The 17,625-nt window shown below is 39.1% G+C and carries 22 protein-coding genes and 1 other RNA gene; 3 read left to right on the top strand and 20 right to left on the bottom strand.

The window, feature by feature from the left end:
- Window positions 1–555: 555 nt before the first annotated feature.
- From rsmI to tadA, 18 genes are all read right to left on the bottom strand, one after another.
- Window positions 556–1,431 (bottom strand): 16S rRNA (cytidine(1402)-2'-O)-methyltransferase, encoded by an 876-nt coding sequence (gene rsmI, locus ACFOUV_RS10070; protein WP_379496642.1) that lies wholly within the window; start codon window positions 1,429–1,431, stop codon window positions 556–558.
- Complete coding sequence (locus tag ACFOUV_RS10075; RefSeq protein WP_379496643.1) at window positions 1,432–1,698, bottom strand: GIY-YIG nuclease family protein; 267 nt, start codon at window positions 1,696–1,698, stop codon at window positions 1,432–1,434.
- On the bottom strand, window positions 1,688–2,431 hold the full coding sequence (locus tag ACFOUV_RS10080; RefSeq protein ID WP_379496744.1) for a tRNA1(Val) (adenine(37)-N6)-methyltransferase: 744 nt from the start codon (window positions 2,429–2,431) through the stop codon (window positions 1,688–1,690). The genes ACFOUV_RS10075 and ACFOUV_RS10080 overlap by 11 nt, the downstream gene beginning before the upstream one ends.
- Before the next feature lie 126 nt (window positions 2,432–2,557).
- Complete coding sequence (yabA, locus tag ACFOUV_RS10085) at window positions 2,558–2,905, bottom strand: DNA replication initiation control protein YabA (RefSeq protein WP_379496644.1); 348 nt, start codon at window positions 2,903–2,905, stop codon at window positions 2,558–2,560.
- Between the two features lie 14 nt (window positions 2,906–2,919).
- Window positions 2,920–3,744, bottom strand: coding sequence for a PSP1 domain-containing protein (locus ACFOUV_RS10090; protein ID WP_379496645.1), 825 nt, complete (start codon window positions 3,742–3,744; stop codon window positions 2,920–2,922).
- A gap of 4 nt (window positions 3,745–3,748) precedes the next feature.
- Window positions 3,749–4,738 (bottom strand): DNA polymerase III subunit delta', encoded by a 990-nt coding sequence (gene holB / locus ACFOUV_RS10095; RefSeq protein WP_379496646.1) that lies wholly within the window; start codon window positions 4,736–4,738, stop codon window positions 3,749–3,751.
- 63 nt (window positions 4,739–4,801) lie between these two features.
- A complete protein-coding gene (locus ACFOUV_RS10100) occupies window positions 4,802–5,233 on the bottom strand; it encodes a YaaR family protein (protein WP_379496647.1) in 432 nt (143 codons plus the stop codon).
- Window positions 5,234–5,262: 29 nt separating this feature from the next.
- Entirely contained in the window at window positions 5,263–5,592 is a 330-nt protein-coding gene (locus tag ACFOUV_RS10105) for a cyclic-di-AMP receptor (RefSeq protein ID WP_379496648.1), read from the bottom strand.
- A gap of 15 nt (window positions 5,593–5,607) precedes the next feature.
- On the bottom strand, window positions 5,608–6,234 hold the full coding sequence (gene tmk / locus ACFOUV_RS10110) for a dTMP kinase (RefSeq protein ID WP_379496649.1): 627 nt from the start codon (window positions 6,232–6,234) through the stop codon (window positions 5,608–5,610).
- 21 nt (window positions 6,235–6,255) lie between these two features.
- Window positions 6,256–7,668, bottom strand: coding sequence for an aminotransferase class I/II-fold pyridoxal phosphate-dependent enzyme (locus tag ACFOUV_RS10115; RefSeq protein WP_379496650.1), 1,413 nt, complete (start codon window positions 7,666–7,668; stop codon window positions 6,256–6,258).
- 122 nt (window positions 7,669–7,790) lie between these two features.
- Entirely contained in the window at window positions 7,791–7,982 is a 192-nt protein-coding gene (locus ACFOUV_RS10120) for a sigma factor G inhibitor Gin (protein WP_379496651.1), read from the bottom strand.
- Window positions 7,983–8,053: 71 nt separating this feature from the next.
- Complete coding sequence (locus ACFOUV_RS10125; RefSeq protein ID WP_379496652.1) at window positions 8,054–8,317, bottom strand: pro-sigmaK processing inhibitor BofA family protein; 264 nt, start codon at window positions 8,315–8,317, stop codon at window positions 8,054–8,056.
- A 643-nt stretch (window positions 8,318–8,960) separates the two neighbouring features.
- Entirely contained in the window at window positions 8,961–9,173 is a 213-nt protein-coding gene (locus tag ACFOUV_RS10130; protein WP_379496653.1) for a YaaL family protein, read from the bottom strand.
- Between the two features lie 41 nt (window positions 9,174–9,214).
- Window positions 9,215–9,811, bottom strand: coding sequence for a recombination mediator RecR (gene recR, locus ACFOUV_RS10135; protein ID WP_379496654.1), 597 nt, complete (start codon window positions 9,809–9,811; stop codon window positions 9,215–9,217).
- A 105-nt stretch (window positions 9,812–9,916) separates the two neighbouring features.
- A complete protein-coding gene (locus ACFOUV_RS10140; protein WP_379496655.1) occupies window positions 9,917–10,231 on the bottom strand; it encodes a YbaB/EbfC family nucleoid-associated protein in 315 nt (104 codons plus the stop codon).
- Between the two features lie 172 nt (window positions 10,232–10,403).
- Window positions 10,404–12,089: a DNA polymerase III subunit gamma/tau gene (gene dnaX, locus ACFOUV_RS10145; RefSeq protein ID WP_379496656.1), complete on the bottom strand. Its 1,686-nt coding sequence runs from the start codon at window positions 12,087–12,089 to the stop codon at window positions 10,404–10,406.
- Between the two features lie 190 nt (window positions 12,090–12,279).
- Window positions 12,280–12,545: signal recognition particle sRNA large type (gene ffs / locus ACFOUV_RS10150), an RNA gene on the bottom strand.
- A gap of 54 nt (window positions 12,546–12,599) precedes the next feature.
- The gene (tadA, locus tag ACFOUV_RS10155; RefSeq protein ID WP_379496657.1) at window positions 12,600–13,058 is read right to left on the bottom strand and encodes a tRNA adenosine(34) deaminase TadA; all 459 of its coding nucleotides are present in this window, start codon (window positions 13,056–13,058) and stop codon (window positions 12,600–12,602) included.
- An 88-nt stretch (window positions 13,059–13,146) separates the two neighbouring features.
- Between tadA and ACFOUV_RS10160 the strand changes: the two genes are divergently transcribed.
- Both ACFOUV_RS10160 and ACFOUV_RS10165 read left to right on the top strand, forming a co-directional pair.
- Window positions 13,147–13,680 (top strand): isochorismatase family cysteine hydrolase, encoded by a 534-nt coding sequence (locus ACFOUV_RS10160; protein WP_379496658.1) that lies wholly within the window; start codon window positions 13,147–13,149, stop codon window positions 13,678–13,680.
- Between the two features lie 63 nt (window positions 13,681–13,743).
- Entirely contained in the window at window positions 13,744–15,033 is a 1,290-nt protein-coding gene (locus tag ACFOUV_RS10165; protein WP_379496659.1) for a LysM peptidoglycan-binding domain-containing protein, read from the top strand.
- 140 nt (window positions 15,034–15,173) lie between these two features.
- On the opposite strand, the gene ACFOUV_RS10170 is transcribed toward ACFOUV_RS10165, so the two are convergent.
- Window positions 15,174–15,689 carry a type 1 glutamine amidotransferase domain-containing protein gene (locus tag ACFOUV_RS10170; protein ID WP_379496660.1) on the bottom strand — a complete coding sequence of 172 codons (516 nt, stop codon included), beginning with the start codon at window positions 15,687–15,689 and terminating at the stop codon, window positions 15,174–15,176.
- 66 nt (window positions 15,690–15,755) lie between these two features.
- Window positions 15,756–16,196: an Rrf2 family transcriptional regulator gene (locus ACFOUV_RS10175; protein ID WP_379496661.1), complete on the bottom strand. Its 441-nt coding sequence runs from the start codon at window positions 16,194–16,196 to the stop codon at window positions 15,756–15,758.
- Window positions 16,197–16,333: 137 nt separating this feature from the next.
- Here ACFOUV_RS10175 and hmpA point away from each other — a divergent pair, with 137 nt between their 5' ends.
- The gene (gene hmpA / locus ACFOUV_RS10180) at window positions 16,334–17,563 is read left to right on the top strand and encodes an NO-inducible flavohemoprotein (RefSeq protein ID WP_379496662.1); all 1,230 of its coding nucleotides are present in this window, start codon (window positions 16,334–16,336) and stop codon (window positions 17,561–17,563) included.
- Window positions 17,564–17,625: the final 62 nt, after the last annotated feature.

The following is a 17,625-nucleotide window of genomic DNA, read 5'->3' on the forward strand; positions in this document are numbered from 1 at the left end:
AGCTGACGCCTGCACCCGAGCACGTCAACTCTCTTTTATTTAGGCTATTTTTAGTTGAGATAAACTGTGATGTAACTTTAGAATTATTTTCAGGATATGTGCTATTGCTGTCGTCCGGAATCGCTCTGGGCGGATGCGCATCCTTAGGGCATGGCCTCAGCCTCCTCGAGAAGTTCACTCTGCGGGGTCTTCGGACACGTGCTTTTCCCGCAGGAGTCACCGCCCGCCGCTCACTCGGATTGGTGAAGTTTTATAATGTTATTTTAGCTACGCTAGTATAGTAATCATTAGCAACCTTCTAACCAGCTCTGGGAAATACACGGAGACTTCTGCGGGAGGAAAGGCATAGGTGAGACACTGAAATGCGTCAGCATGAAGAGGCTCACCAGCCACCCGCGAAAAGCGCAGTGTATTTCCCAGAGCGGTCGCCGAAGTTTCTGCATACCGATAGAAATCAACCAGCAGTTACTTCGTAGTTTATAGATTTTATGAAATAACAGCAAATCTTTTCGGTAGAACGAGTAAGAGCAGTCCCAATGCTTTATATAAAAGACTCTATTTAATATGATAGTTCTGATATACATCTCGTTTGGGCATACTTCTATCAACAGCTGTCTGTTTGATTGCATCTTTGCTCGATAAAGCTTTTTCTTCTATATAATAATCTACATGCTCAAGGATAGTTAAATCATCCCACCAATCAGATTCAACTGGGTCTTCAGACGATTCACTTTCACCTTCCACCACAATTACAAATTCGCCTCTCAGCTCATTTTCCTCAGCCCATGTGATTAGCTCTTCCGTAGTTCCGCGTACAAATTCTTCAAATCGTTTTGTCAGTTCACGGGCAATGGCAATTCGTCGTGTTCCAAACTGTTCCTGAATAGCCTTTAGGGTATCTTTTATCCGATACGGCGATTCGTAAAATAGAAGAGTTGCCTTTAATCGTTTCAAACGGTCCAATTCTTCCATTTTTGCTTTCTTTTTTCGCGGCAAAAAACCGTAGAAATAAAATTCTTCTGAAGGTAGGCCTGATCCAACGAGCCCACATAATGCTGCGTTTGCCCCAGGTAAGACAACTACTTTTTGATCCATTTCAATTGCTGCCTGAACGATTTCAAAACCAGGGTCAGATATAGCTGGCATTCCCGCATCACTGACAAGAGCAATCAATTCACCCTTTTCAATCCGTTCAAGTAATTGTTCTCCGCGGGCCAATTTATTATGTTCATGATAGCTGATTAAAGGAATGGAAATATCAAAGTGATTCAGCAACTTTTTCGTGTTTCTTGTATCTTCTGCAGCGATTAAGTCAGCAGAGCGTAGGATATTCAATGCTCGATATGTAATATCTTCAAGATTTCCTATCGGGGTGGGAACAACATACAGTGCACCTTGTGTTTCATCATCAAAGCTCTTTTGTATTTTCATTCATATACCTTCTTTCGACAATTCCCCTATAAGCAGCTTTTTATCCTTTCGGGAAAGTTGTTTTATCTGATATTCCTTTTGCATGGCTTCTTCTTTCGTTTTAAATTTTTCGACAAAAACTACTACGAATGGTCCTCTACCTCTTGTATATTTTGCACCTTTACCACTTTCATGCATTTTTAACCGGTGTTCCAAGTTATTCGTATATCCCGTATAAAGGCTATCATCTTTGCAACGAAGGATGTACACGACATGTTCACCTGCCATAGATAATTTCCCTTGCTTCCTTCGTATAGGTTCTGTCTTCTTCATATATATACAAAGGAGGCAATATTTTCAAATCTGCCTTTCCATCCCGAATACCTTCCACCAGTAGCATATTCGCTTCCTTCCCTTTTTTGGGATAGACAAATTGCATCCGCTTCGGTTCAATCTTATATTTTCTGAAAAGTTCTATGATATCAACAAGTCTTCCAGGTCGGTGTACCATTGCTACCTTTCCTCCAGGTCTCACATGTAATTTACATGCCTTTACAACATCTTCCAATGTACAATACACCTCATGTCTGGCAATTGTTAAGTATTCATTTTGGTTATGCTCTGTGCTTGATAGGGTTTTAAAATAAGGAGGATTACAGGTTACCACATCAAAACTACTTTGACCTAGTACAGGCTGCATCTCTTTCAAGTCACCGTGAATAATTTGCATTTGATCATCTAAACTATTTAATTTTACATTTCTTTCAGCCATTTGAAAGATTCTCTTTTGAATCTCTACTCCGGTGATCCTAGCATTTGTTCGAATGGATAGAAGTAGAGGTATAACACCATTTCCCGTACATAAGTCTAAAATTGTTCCACTTTTCACCGGTACATAGGTAAAATGAGCAAGTAAAACGGCATCGAGTGAAAAAGCAAAAGCAGTGGGGCTCTGAATAATCTGCATGCTTTCATTCGCTAATAAATAATCAATTCGTTCATCATCAAATAACTGTACCATCATTAACTCCTTACATCATCTACTTTATTATCAATAACTTAAGAATTCTTCCGTAATTGAAAAGAAAGCTGCCTCTAATAGGAGGCAGCGATGAAATACTTTCTACAAGAACTGCAGAAAGCCATTTTATTTTGTTTTATCAAAGAAATCAAGACAGAAAATACAATCCTCATTTCTCCTCGGACTTCCAAATTCCAAATTACAAATGTGAAAGCCTTCTTCATATAGCCTGGCAAGATTATCGTATCCTTCACCCGGATGACTTCCCTTTTTAGATCCCTTTTTGGCAGTTTTATCTTTAACTGCTTCAGTGTGATCTAGATGGTTACGCAAATTGTGGTTTTCTACGGCTAGCCGGTGATTCTCTTCAAGAAGATCACTTAATCTTCCTTTTAGATCACCAAGTTGCTCATACAACTCGCCAATTTGCTTTTCCATATCGGAAACCTGATCAAAAATTTCTCTGTTCCCCACGCCCACTCACCTCATCATTCTGTGGCTTGCGCTAAAATTCCTTCTTCTATTAATTCATCTAATGTATATTCAACAACGCGTTCCTTTTCCGGAATTTCGATTTGGACAAGTCGTTCGAGTATGTTCAAACCAACTACTTTTCCTTTTCCATATGGGGTTTTAATAGCTTTCCCAATATCCGGCAAATCACGCTTCGCTGTTTCATAGTCATCGTTCTCATACTTCAGGCAGCACATCAGTCTTCCGCATAATCCAGATATTTTCGCCGGATTCAAGGAAAGGTTTTGATCCTTTGCCATTTTAATGGAAACTGGTTCAAAGTCACCTAAAAATGTTGAGCAGCAGAGCATCCTGCCACATGGACCGATACCACCTAGCATTTTCGCTTCATCACGAACACCAATTTGGCGCAGTTCAATTCTTGTTTTAAACATGGATGCTAAGTCTTTAACGAGGTTTCGGAAATCAACCCTGCCATCTGCCGTAAAATAGAAAATAATTTTATTGCGGTCAAACGTGTACTCTACTTCTACCAGATTCATATCCAGCTTATGCTGCATAATTTTATCTGAACATATATGAAAAGCCTTTTCAGCTTGTTCCTGATTCTCCACAACGGTCAATTTATCTTTCTCATCAGCAACGCGAATCACCTTTTTCAAAGGAAGAACAACATCTTCTTCATCCACGTGCTTATTCGTAATAACAACTTTTCCAAATTCAATCCCGCGTACCGTCTCTACAATAACATAACTATCCATGGAGACATTTTCAATGCCTGGATCAAAATAATATATTTTACCCGCTTTTTTAAAGCGAACTCCGATAACTTCTATCATTATTTCACCTCTGTATTTGAAGTGCCAGTTGTTCAATCACAAGTGTGGGTTGAACATTTTGCTTCAATTTCCTTTTTGCCTTCAGGACGAGATTCAAAATATTCACCAAATGTTCCTGGGAAAAGGACATTGCAGCTTTTTCAACTAATGCATCCTCTTGGGTGAAAAAAGCATATGCACCTTCATTTCCTACATGATAATAAAGGATATCTTTAAAAGCCAAAAGCAATAAATCCAATCCCTGCTCCTGCTGCTTCCGATCCTTAAAATGAGGAACCCAGTGATTGTGAATAAAAAGATAGACGTCTTCCGGCTTTATTGTAAACATTTCTATTAATTGTACCATTAATTTTCTTGCTTCTGCAAACCACTCATCTTCATTCCATTTAAATGCCTCATCGAGATTATTGGTCAGTGCACTCATTAACACTGCATCATTCTTCGCCATTCCATGCTCTACCAAATGATTTTGAAAAGAAACAGTATTCAATGGTTGCAGATCAACAACCTGACAACGTGAACGTATTGTTGGAATAATGGACTGACTGTTCTCTGTCAGCATAATCGCTGTTGTCTGTTTACTTGGTTCTTCCAGGAATTTAAGAATTCGGTTTGCGGCATTAACAGTTAGTGTATCTGAATCTTTAATAATATAAACCTTTTGATTCGATTCTACACCTGAATAGGTAAACTCTTTTTGAAGATTTCTCACTTGCTCTATTTTAATTGATTGCCCTTCCGGTTCGACCCAATGAACATCTGGATGATTACCGGAAGCAATCCGTTTGCAGTTATTACATTCATTACATGGCTCTACACCAAATTTATGATTGCAGAATAACCCTTTAGCAATTAATAACGCAATTGCTTCTTTTCCTGTCCCACGTTCACCGTGAAGCAAATACGCATGAGAAACCCGGCCTTTTTTTATACTGTTTATTATAATCCTACTTGCTAGTGGTTGCACCTCGGCAACCTCAGACCATGTTTTCATAAGTACCCGCCCTAAAAGTTTAACTTTCATCCACACTGCTAAAACTGTCAGCGTTTTAAAAAACTACGTATATATATTAATCAGTAATCCCTTGATTTCTCCAATAAGCCCCAAGATATCTACTGTCTTCTTTTCCTGATTCATAATTACTTCTGTAAGTTCAATCAATTTTTCATCTACTTGTTTGATAATAGCCAATTTACGATTACCATTTAAACCAAAACTGTGTGATTTCTGCATGCTGTAGCCATTATTAACTGTTTCCTGTAAAAATCCCTTTACCATTCGCTTAAATTTTGCCAACTCTCGAAATGATCGGAAACGCACAAGTTTGTTACCTTGAGCAGTAATATTTTGAATCAGCTGCTGTACTTCCTGCTGCTTTAAACTTTGTGCCTGGGACTGAACCAGTTTATTAAAAGTTTGATTCTCATTAAATGCCTGCCTTGTATATTTCGGTTCTGTCTTGGCTTGCATCTCATTTGTGATTTTCATCGGTTCAGTCCCTTCTCAAACGTGTATTATTAAAACTGATAAAATGATTCAATCGGCAGAATAAATACGGTTGCCCCACCAACTTCAACTTTAACCGGTTTTGGGATATACGAATCTGCATTGCCACCCATTGGTGAAATTGGAGCTACCATTTGTTCACGATGGGAACAGTTATCTTCGATGATTTTTAGTGCAAGGTCTACTTCGTCATCCTTACATCCTACCATAAGGGTTGTATTTCCCTCTTTTAAAAATCCACCGGTAGTAGCCAGTTTGGTTGTTTGGAAGTCCCCTTCCCCCAAAGCATTAACAAGTCGATTCGAATCCTTATCCTGAACAACAGCCATGATTAATTTCATGTGCAAAAGCCCCCTTTATTTTAGATGAGAGATAATACAATCGAATGCGGCCTGCTCAACAGCCTCCATGGATTGGTCTGCATTAATCGTTTGAATACGTTCGGGAAATCTGTCTGTAAGAACCTCATATCCTTCATGAACCAATTCATGAAATTTTATATTCTCAAGATCCAGACGATTTCTCTCTCTATCTTTATTCGCCGCGATGCGGTCTAACCCCTTTTTTGGATCAATATCAAAAAACAAGGTCAGGTCCGGCATACAATCCTTGATGGCAAATTGATTAATCGCAAATACTTCATCAATTCCCAACCCTCGTGCATGTCCTTGATAAGCAAGACTGCTGTCAATAAAACGATCACAAAGGATTACTTTTCCTTGTTTAAGCGCCGGTAACACCTTTTCCACTAGATGTTGTCTCCGTGCTGCTGCATATAAAAGTGCCTCTGTTCGCTCTTCCATTTCTATATGGACAGGATCGAGAATAATTTTGCGAATTTGCTCAGCAATTTCAATACCACCGGGTTCGCGTGTAGTCAGTACATCGTATCCTTCTCCCTTTAACTTTGTGTAAATGGCATGGAGAATAGATGTTTTTCCTGCACCCTCGCCACCTTCAAATGTTATAAAATAACCACTCATGTATGTGTCTCCTTCATCCTATCAATAAATCCTGATGCCTTCTTCGCGCTGTTGAATTCGAATTCCCTGCTGACGAAGTTGTTCAATTGCTTCAATATGTGCTGCTGTGATTATTTCACCTTTAACGATGAAGGGAATCCCCGGCGGATATGGAATAACCGCCTCAGCTGCTATATGTCCGATGCCTTCTATAAAAGGTACCCTTGTATATGATTGTGCGTTCATTACCTGATACGACAAAGCCAATTCCTGAATTGGTTGGGAAAAGAGCTCTGCTATCTCTATTGTAGCATGATTTGTATGATTTTTTAATCGTTCCTCTACGCTTTTTACTGTTTTTTTCAAGGCCTCTTCTTGTTTAAATGGTGCAAGTCCATGAATAAATAAAATTTGGTTATGTGTTACTAGCTCTGGATAGATATTTTCAGCTTCAAATAACTTGGCCACTTCCTTAACGGAAAGACCATGTTTCACGTGAAACGTTATTTTTAATGGATCATCTGCAGGGAGTAATTTGCCATAAGTCGTAGCTTGCAAAATCTTCCTCACATTTGAAACGCTCTCCATAATGGCTTTTATCTCCTCAGTCGTTAATATCGCTAAAAAGGATCGCGCAATATCCAAAGAAGCAATGAGCGGATATGAAGGACTACTAGATTGAATCATTTGCAAGAAATGCGCGATACGTTCTTTCCTTATGAATTTTGATTTAATATGTAGAAAGGAAGCCATTGTCATGGCTGGAGCCATTTTATGTGCAGACTGAACGACAACATCAGCACCTAAATCCAATGCAGATTCAGGAAATGGACTGCCCAAAGAAAAATGAACCCCGTGCGCTTCATCCACAAGAACAGGTATATGATACGCATGCGCCTTTTCAATCATCTCTTTAATTGGATAGATTTTTCCAAAATAATCCGGATAAGTTAACAACAACGCTTTCGCATCAGAATGTTGCCTTAGCGCCTCATCCAATACAGCTATGCTTGGATTGGTGTAGCGACCAACCGTCTCATCATACTCCGGTGCAATGAAAACAGGCTTAGCACCGCTTAACTCCAAGCCGTTCATTATTGATTTATGACTATTACGTTGCACAATAACTTTATCTCCCGGACTGCACGAAGCTAGAATCATTGCCAGATTTCCAGCGGTACTTCCTCCTACAAGAAAAAAGGTGTGATCCGATTGAAAGAAGTCAGAGGCATAATATTCTGCTTCAGCAATAGCTTCACTGGGGGCATGAAGATCATCAAGACCAGGTAGTTCTGTCATATCTATTTTCAAAATTTGTTCGAAGTATTTATATGGTTCATCCGGAAATAATGTTCCATTTTTATGGCCTGGCACATGAAAGGATAGTGGTTGTTCTGCCGAGAATTGCTTCAGTATTTGAAAAAGCGGCATTCTTTTATGGTCTACTTTCTTCATTGCTACTCTCTCCTCAGCCTGCGTTCTCTTTCTATACTAATTCAACAAAAAAAGCCTTTGCAAGCAAAGACTTCCACATACATGATAATTCAATCAATTCGTAATAGCCACTTTTTATTAACCTATGAATATAATTTCGGTTGATTGATATTTTTTAACTTCTGCAAGTAATAATTATACTTCTCTTCTCTTGGTTCGGTATGAATCATATTATACTCGCATTCTGTACAAATGAACGTTGTGTATAGATGAATCCCCTTTGCTTTCTCTTCCTCACAAATGCCACAGTGTTCAAAGGAATCTGACTGTTTCATTTCCCCACCTCCGTTTTAAAATTAGTATCTCCTAATCTAACGGAAAGTATACAAGGAAACTTTGAAAAACATTAAAGTATAAATAAGTGAATTGCAGCAAGTGAAGCTAGCCCGAACAGACCTAGAAAACCAGAAACAACTGCGGTAAAGAGATTAATAGGTATGTGAAGGCCAAGCATGCCTCCAAAAACGTTAAAGAAGAACAAAAATAGTATTCCAATTCCAAGTTTAACTGTTGCCTGTCCAATAAATTTCATCGGCTTTACAGGCGCACCAACAAAAAGCAAAATAATAATCAAACCTACAATTAAAGTAATAACGATTGAAGAACTCAATTGGAATCAATCCTCTCCCTGGACCTCTTTTTAGTAAAATATGCAAACATGTTGCATAATAGAACCAATATTGCTGTTTTTCGTATGGAACTAAAAAGAATTGTTGCTTTTCCCACAAATTCTATAAACTGCGAAGTAACTGCTCTAGTTGTTTGGTTTCTTAAAGTAACTGCTTTTCCCGCCGTCCGGGATCGCTCTGGGCGGATGCTTTCCGCGGGCACGGCCTCAGCCTCCTCGAGAAGACCACTCTGCGGGGTCTTCGGACACGTGCTTTTCCCGCAGGAGTCACCGCCCGCCGCTCACCCGGACTGGTGAAGATCGGTGATATGAATTTTATAAATCACTAATGCAGTTATTAGTTTATAAGCTTAAAACCAGCTCTGGGGAAATATACGAAGACTCCAGCGGGAGGAGAGGCATCGGTGAGACCCCGCAGTGCGAAGCACGAGGAGGGCTCACCAGCCGCCCGCGGAAAGCGAAGTATATTTCCCTAGAGCGGTCGCCGAAGTTCCCTATTCTAGTTCGCAGTTTATCTCAACTCTGCGTTTATTAATAAGCAACAAACATTAGAAAAGAACCTAAATAAAAGACAAGGAATTCTATCATCCTTGTCTTTTGAAAGCTAATCTTTACTATTAAACTATTAAACTCGCATTGCGTTCATTTTCCGTTGTCTTGCTTCACGCAGGAGAAATAGGTATTTCGCCCGAGCAAGCGCCTCCTGCTGAACACCACTCTGTGTTGGTTCGATACTTTTTCGCACAATCGATTGGAGCTGCTTCCATTCATGCTCCATTCGAAAGATCACATCCAACAGATCACTATCCACATCTCTTTTATTAATTTTTCTACCCATGTTCTTCACCTAACTCCTAATAAGAGGATGTTCAAAAAACACTATACGTCTCTTCTTCCCTCTAATGCTTTCGATAATGTCACTTCATCCGCATATTCTAAATCCCCACCAACTGGCAATCCGTGGGCAATTCTTGTTGTTCGGATTCCTGATGGTTTTACGAGACGCGAAATATACATTGCTGTTGCTTCCCCTTCGATATTAGGGTTAGTTGCCAGGATAATTTCCTTAACTTCTTCATCCTTCAATCGATTAATCAAATCCGGGACATTGATATCTTCTGGTCCAATCCCATCCATAGGTGAGATTGCTCCGTGAAGAACATGGTATTTCCCGTGAAATTCTTTCATTTTCTCCATTGCGATTACATCTTTCGGGTCTTGGACAACACAAATGATGGAATTATCACGAGAGGTATCCTGACAGATTGCGCAAGGGTCTTGATCCGTAATATGACCACAAATCGTACAATGCGAAAGTTCTCTTTTTGCATTCACTAGCGCATTTGCAAAGTTAAGTACATCATCGTCTTTCATATTCAAGACAAAAAATGCCAAGCGGACAGCGGTTTTTGGCCCTATCCCAGGCAATTTTGTAAAACTGTCAATTAACTTCGATATCGGTTCTGGATAATACATCAAATTTGCCTCCTAGAAAATCAAAAAGCGCAGGCACCCAGTTATTCGGACTTCTGCGCGTATGTGGATAGAAAAAATTACAATAATCCACTTTTATTTCATAGATTAAAACATGCCAGGCATATTTAATCCTTTTGTGTATTGCCCCATAGTTTCATTTGTCTTATCATCAATTTGTTTCAATACATCATTTGTTGCTGCGATAATAAGATCCTGAAGCATTTCAATATCATCCGGATCAACTACTTCTTCTTTAATTTGTACATCAGTAATTTCCTTTTTCCCGTTTGCGAAAACTGTAACCATTCCACCACCTGCAGAAGCTTCGAATGATTCTTCGTGTAACTCATCCTGTGCCTGCATCATTTTCTTTTGCATCTTTTGCATTTGTTTCATCATATTATTCATATTTCCCTTCATGGAAAATACCTCCTTGTAAATATTTTATGTTTTACAGATTTTTCGTCACTGGGTAAGTCCTTCTTACTTTTTTTGTTCAGTTTCACATGCTAGCGACTACAGTCATCGCGCCAAAAATCATGAACTTTTCGTTGCTTGCTTATTATATTACAGTCGCTTCCATCTTTCTATGCTAATCATGAATTTCTAATAGTTCTTCGCCAAAAAGTTTTTTGGCTTCTTCTACAACAGGATCTGCTTGGGATTGTTCGTCTTTTGGTTTCTCCTGTTTACTAATAAATTCCGTACGCAACTCTGACCAATCCTTATCCGGAATGGGAATTATGGTTAATTGCTTATCCATTACACTTGCAAGTACGGATTCAACTGTTTCTCTGTTGTCTAAAAACAAGGAACAGTGAATTTCATATTTAAAGGCAACAATCAATGTATCGACCGAAGCAGCTGCAGGTTTACTATCCTGAATGGTCGCATGTGCAGGTGCGTTTGTTGTCTTTAGCTTACTCAGAAAGTTTGCCCACTGTGATTGTACCTGTTTAAGCGCAGGTTTTTCTGCCTGACCAAGTACATCACGAATGCGTTCAAACGGTATCTTGTATCCATTTTTAGATGATCTCGTAGGCTGTCTTCTTTTCTCCTTGGCAGCTGGAGCTTGAGCTACTGTAACTGGATGTTCCTTTAGCATTGAAATTTCCTTTTCCAGTTGAGCCATTTTGTTACTAAGCCTTGTAACTAATTCAGCATCAATAGAACTTGAAGTTGCTTCTTGGGCTTGATATCGATTCGTAATCGTCAGTACCGCAATTTCAATAAAAACCTTCGGGCTGTTTGTCCATTTAATTTCCTGTTGACACTGGTTTAGTTGCATAATCGCATCTTGAATCCACCCGGTTGTTACGGATTCTGCTAAAGCAAGGAAACTCTCATCTGCTCTTGCTCGTTCAAGTAGGCCCTCCAACGCTGGCGCACTTTTAAACAGCAGTAAATCACGCATGAAATAAATTAGATCATATACAAATCTTCCCGGATCTTTTCCACGTTGGATTAAATCGTCTAATCGCTTTAGTGCATGTTCCACATCTTTTTCATACATTGCTTTAACAATTTCAGTCAGAATAGCCTGAGATACCCCACCTGTAACAGCCAGTACATCATCAAGTCCAACAGTGTCCTCACTGTATGAAATGGCCTGATCAAGAATGCTTAATGCGTCACGCATTCCACCTTCAGCAGCCAACGCAACTGTCTCGAGCGCCTCAGGTGATACTGTTACATTTTCTGCATCCATAATGGCTCGCATACGGCCAACAATCGCTTGGTTGGAAATTGGTTTAAAGTCAAAACGCTGACATCTGGAAATAATGGTTAATGGGATTTTATGTGGTTCCGTAGTTGCCAAAATGAATACGACATGCTTTGGCGGCTCCTCCAATGTCTTCAATAAAGCATTAAATGCGTTAATGGAAATCATATGTACCTCATCAATAATATATACTTTATAAGGTACGGAGCTTGAAGCATATTTTACTTTGTCACGGATTTCGCGGATATCGTCAACACTTGTATTGGAAGCAGCATCGATTTCAATAACATCTGAAATGGATCCATCCTGAATGCCCCGACATGCCGAACATTCATTACATGGTTCTTTCACTGGTGCATGCTCACAATTAATGGTTTTAGCAAATATTTTTGCAGCACTCGTTTTCCCTGTTCCTCTTGGACCGGAAAATAAATAAGCATGCGAAAATTTTTCCTGTTCAATTGCATTTTGCAGTGTTCTTGTAATATGTGTTTGTCCTACAACATCTTCAAATGTAATTGGACGCCAAACGCGGTATAATGCCTGATAGCTCATAATACAGATTCCCCTCTATGATCTATTTCTAATTATACCCGATTTGAGGGGTTAATGTGAACCGTGGAAGAATAATATTTTTAATAAGCGTAATCCTTTATGGTATTGTATCAGAACCCAGCGTGATATAACGGGTAAAGATACAAAAAAACCTTATCAACGAACTGACAAGGTTTTGATTTCTATGTAGCCGTGCACCCACTGTCGATGCGACGTCCCTATGCGTTACTTAAGTTCATGGCTCGGCCTAGGCTTCCCTGCGGCACACAAGAATGTCCACTTACTGCTGCTTCCTTCCGGATCTGACAGGGTTCATGGGTTCCTGTTGCGCAGGACCCGGGCGTCAACACCACTCCCTTAAGGCAGACCATAAAAACGCCGCACCTTGAGTGGGAATTCAGCCTCGCTATAGCGGATTGCGAGTACAGGGCACCGCTACCTCCCCGCTTAGCACGGTATTTATTATTATAACTACATTAGTCGAATATTGCAATGGAAAATATTGTTACTCTATTTTTTCCTATTCCTGAGTTCCCGAAAGAACTCTTTTAATAAAGATGCACACTCATCTTTTAAAATATCTTTTGTTACTTCAACCTGATGATTAAACCTCGGTTCATCTAGTAAGTTCATCAGTGTCCCCGCACAACCCGCCTTTGGATCAGGAGCACCATATACAACTCGTTTCATACGCGATTGAACGATAGCTCCGGCACACATTGGGCATGGTTCGAGTGTCACATAAAGTGTACAGTCCTCCAGCCTCCAACTACCTGTTTTCGTATTGGCTTCCTGGATGGCAATCAATTCTGCATGGGATAGAGTGGTTTGTAAAGATTCACGCAGATTAAAGCCTTTGGCAACAATCTCATCTTCATGTACAATGACTGCACCAATCGGTACCTCATCCAGAATCCATGCTCTTTTCGCCTCTTCTATGGCTGCTCGCATAAATATTTCATCATTCATCTAATCACAACACTTCTATAGTAGTTTGAATTACACGTAATAGGGTAATAAATAAGCTAATTAAACGTTTAGTGAAGGAGCATTAAATATGGATCAATCATTTTCAAATACTGCCGTAATCTTTGTAGATATTATAAACGATTTTGACTTTGATGGCGGAGATGATTTATACCGTCATACAAAAGCCATCTTACCCAATCTCATCAAGTTAAGAAAATATGCCAAGGAAAACGATCTTCCTATCATTTATGTTAATGATCATTACGACTTATGGCAAGCAGACTTCCGAAAAATCATCAATAAGTGCACAAATGAAAAAAGTAGTGAAATTATCGAAGCTTTAGAACCCGATGACGAAGACTACTTTCTGATTAAACCACAACATTCTACCTTTTTCCAGACACCACTCCAATCATTGCTTATGGAATTGGAACGAAACTATTTAATTATGGCAGGTATCGCGGGAGATATATGTATTCTATTTTCAGCACAAGATGCCTATATGTATAAATTTAACTTACGTATTCCAAAAAACTGCATGGCATCTGAGCAGGTGCAAAATAATGATTATGCGTTATATTTGATGCGTTCTGTCATGGATGCAGATATTACACCCATTTAAGTCATATCTTATACTTTCCCTTCATAAATTTGGATAGAGAACTAAATAGAGGGGGAAGTTTTTTTGCAAATTCATGTTGTTAGTCAGGGTGATACGTTATTCTCGATCGCAAATACATACAATACAACTGCTGCCGCCATAACGGATGCCAATGAATTGGAAACACCTGATAATCTTGTTATCGGGCAGGCGATTGTCATACCGATTATCGGACAATTTTATTTTGTCCAGCCTGGCGATAGCCTATATTCCATTGGGATTAGATTTGGGATACCATACCAGGAACTGGCTCGAATAAATAATATTTCTGTTGAGTCAACGCTTTCTGTTGGGTTACGTCTTTATATTCCATCTTGGGATAAAAGGCCAATCACATCTTATGCGTATATCGAGCCTTTTGGTGAGACCGTTTCAGAAACACTTGAAAATGCTGCCAGGAAAAATTCACCTTACTTAACCTATCTTGCATTATTCAGCTATCGAGTCAACCGCGATGGGACATTGACTCCCCCTCCCTTAGGGAATCTTGGAAAGATAGCAGAAAATAATGATGCCGCGCTCACAATGGTCGTTACAAATTTGGAAGAAGGCGCATTCAGTGATGAACTTGGAAATATCATACTTACCGTACAGGCTGTCCAGAATACATTATTGGATAATATTGTAAATACTGCCACAGCAGGCGGATTTGTCGATGTTCACTTTGACTTTGAATTCTTGCTTTCAGAAGATCGGGAAGCATATAATAACTTTTTGCGCAGAGCAAAGGAATGGCTTTCTCAAGCAGGTTTGCTGCTTTCCACTGCACTGGCTCCAAAGACAAGTGCAACACAAGCGGGGCAATGGTATGAAGCACATGATTATGCTGCGCATGGGGAAATAGTTGATTTTGTTGTTCTCATGACTTATGAATGGGGTTACAGCTATGGTCCTCCGCTGGCCGTTTCACCAATTAATGAAGTAAGAAGAGTAATTGAATACGCCGTAACCGAAATACCGCCTGATAAAATATTAATGGGTCAAAATCTATATGGCTATGATTGGACACTTCCATTTATTGAAGGTGGACCAGCAGCACGTGCAGTAAGCCCTCAGCAGGCAATAACAATTGCACGTGAGAACAATGCGGACATTCAATATGATACAACAGCACAAGCACCGTTCTTTTTCTACACAGATGATGAAGGGTCGCAACATGAAGTTTGGTTTGAAGATGCAAGGTCAATTCAGGCCAAATTCGATTTAATACGTGAATTAAATTTATTAGGTATTGCATACTGGAAGCTTGGTTTAGCCTTCCCACAAAATTGGCTGTTACTGAATGATCAATTTGCGATTACAAAAATAGAATGATAAGTGTAAGGATGTTTATCGGCCTATTGGCTGTTTTATCGGCGAATGAATAAATTTATCAGCTTATTTACAAAATTATCGGCGCTTCCGTGCATGAAAAGGGACCCACATCTGAGGTGAGTCCCTTTCCGTTGTTTATATTATTTTAACAAGTTTAACGATTCACGATTGAATGCTGGTATGTCATCTGGCTGCCTGCTCGTTACCAATTGGTTTTGACATACGACCACTTCTTTATCTACGACTTTTGCACCTGCATATTCCATATCTACCTGAATGGACTTAAATCCTGTAGCATCCCGGCCTTCCAGTGCTTTTGCTGTAATTAGTAATTGTGGGCCATGGCAAATTGCAAATACTGGTTTTTTCTCATCCATAAAGTGTTTTGCAAACTTCACGAAACGATCATCCCCTCTTAACTGATCCGGAGAAAAACCACCAGGAATAAAGAGTGCATCAAAATCACTAGGATTCACATCATTAATTCCATAATCAATTGTTACTGTAGCTTCATTGTTTTTACCAGTTACTTCATTACCCTTTTCCTTTTCAATCGTTACAACATCATGACCCGCTTCTTTAAAGTCTTTTGCTGGACTTGTATACTCAACGTCCTCAAACATATTTGTAATGAGAGTTGCTATTTTTTTACCCATTTGTAATCCGCTCCTTTTCCTGAGTTGATTCATAATGAGTCTACCCCTTAAATTAAAAATAAAACATCACTTGTTCATTCCCATTAAATTCCTTAACTCTTGTTCATTTACAATTAGATCCTTAATTGTATAATCTTCTAGCACTTTAAAAAACGCATGTAACGCTCTATTCAACGTATGTTTTAATGTACATGCCGGCGATATAACACAATGATCTGTCTCCTTATCAAAGCACTCCAATAAATTAAAATCACTTTCTAAACTGCGGACAAGCAAGCCAACATTGATTTCCTCTGCTGGTTTGGCGAGACGAATTCCTCCATTTCTTCCCCTCACTGTTTCCAATAATTCCATTTTATTTAACTCAAAAACGATTTTTCCCAAATGATGTTGTGAAATATTAAATACTTCAGATATCTCTTTGATACTGGAAAGCTCAGTATTCGGTTTCGTTCCAGTATATATTAAAATGCGCAGTGCATAATCGGTATATTTTTTTAATTGCAATGTACATCACCTCAATAACTTCTTCACAATATTGTAACACAAAAGGAGCTTTCACTATTGATACCGTTTTAATAAATAGTATACAATTAAAGATGTATTTGAAATACATGTTTAATTAAAGACAGGGAGTGCTTAAAATGGCAACAGAAACAGCAATTGGATTAGATCAGAAAACAATGGATATAATTAAAGCTACTGTACCAGTTTTAAAAGAACATGGAACCGCGATAACCACAAGATTTTATCAGCTCATGTTTAAAGACCATCCGGAATTGAAAAATATATTTAATCAAGTCAATCAACGAAAAGGCGATCAGCCAAAAGCATTGGCAAATACAGTGTATGCAGCAGCTGTACACATTGAAAATCTCGAAGCAATTTTACCAGTAGTGAAACAAATTTCAGAAAAACATAGAAGTTTAAATATTAAACCTGAACATTATCCAATCGTTGGAAAATACCTCTTAATGGGGATAAAAGATGTTTTAGGAGATGCAGCAACAGATGATATCATGAACGCGTGGGCGAAAGCATATGGAGTAATCGCCGATGTCTTCATCTCTGTAGAAAAAGAAAAGTATGATGAAGTAGAAAAAAACACTGGTGGCTGGATTGATTTCCGAGACTTCAAGATTGTTAAGAAAGTAGAAGAAAGTGATGTCATTACTTCCTTTTACTTGGTACCCGCAGATGGAAAAGCCTTTCCAACTTACGAAGCCGGACAATATATTACTGTAAAAGCTGAAATTCCCGGTGAAACATACGATCATTTACGTCAATACAGTTTATCCTGTGCTCCTGGTGAAGATTATTATCGCATTAGTGTTAAACGCGAAGATGCTACCCAAGATCATCCAAAAGGAATTGTTTCTAGTTTTTTACACCATCATCTGCATGAAGGTAGTATTTTACCAATCAGTGCCCCATCTGGTGACTTCTATCTAGCTCAAAACGATGAAAGACCATTAGTTTTAATAAGTGGTGGGGTTGGTTTAACACCACTGATGAGTATGCTTGAAACCGTAGTGAAAGACCATCCTGAACGTGAGGTAATCTATATCCATGCAACTCGCTCAGGGAAATTCCATGCTATGAAAGATCGCGTGGAGCAAATAGCCTCTGTAAATAATAATGTTACTCGTTTTACCGTATACGATAGCCCTGTTGAAGGGGATCAGTATGATAGAGAGGGACACATCAATCAGGAGTGGCTATCATCGATTCTCCCTACAATTGACGCAGCATTTTACTTCTGTGGTCCGAAAGGTTTTATGCGTGCAGCTTACCAACATTTGAAAAAATTAAATGTTTCCGATGAGGACCTACACTTTGAAATATTTGGACCTTCTGAAGATATTACACAATAAAATAAAACAAAAAGGAGATTTTCCTCAGGGGATTCTCCTTTTTGCTTTATTCTATGTTTTCT

Origin of the sequence: Oceanobacillus longus, assembly GCF_042650085.1 — a bacterium.
Taxonomy (GTDB): Bacteria; Bacillota; Bacilli; order Bacillales; family Amphibacillaceae; genus Oceanobacillus; species Oceanobacillus longus.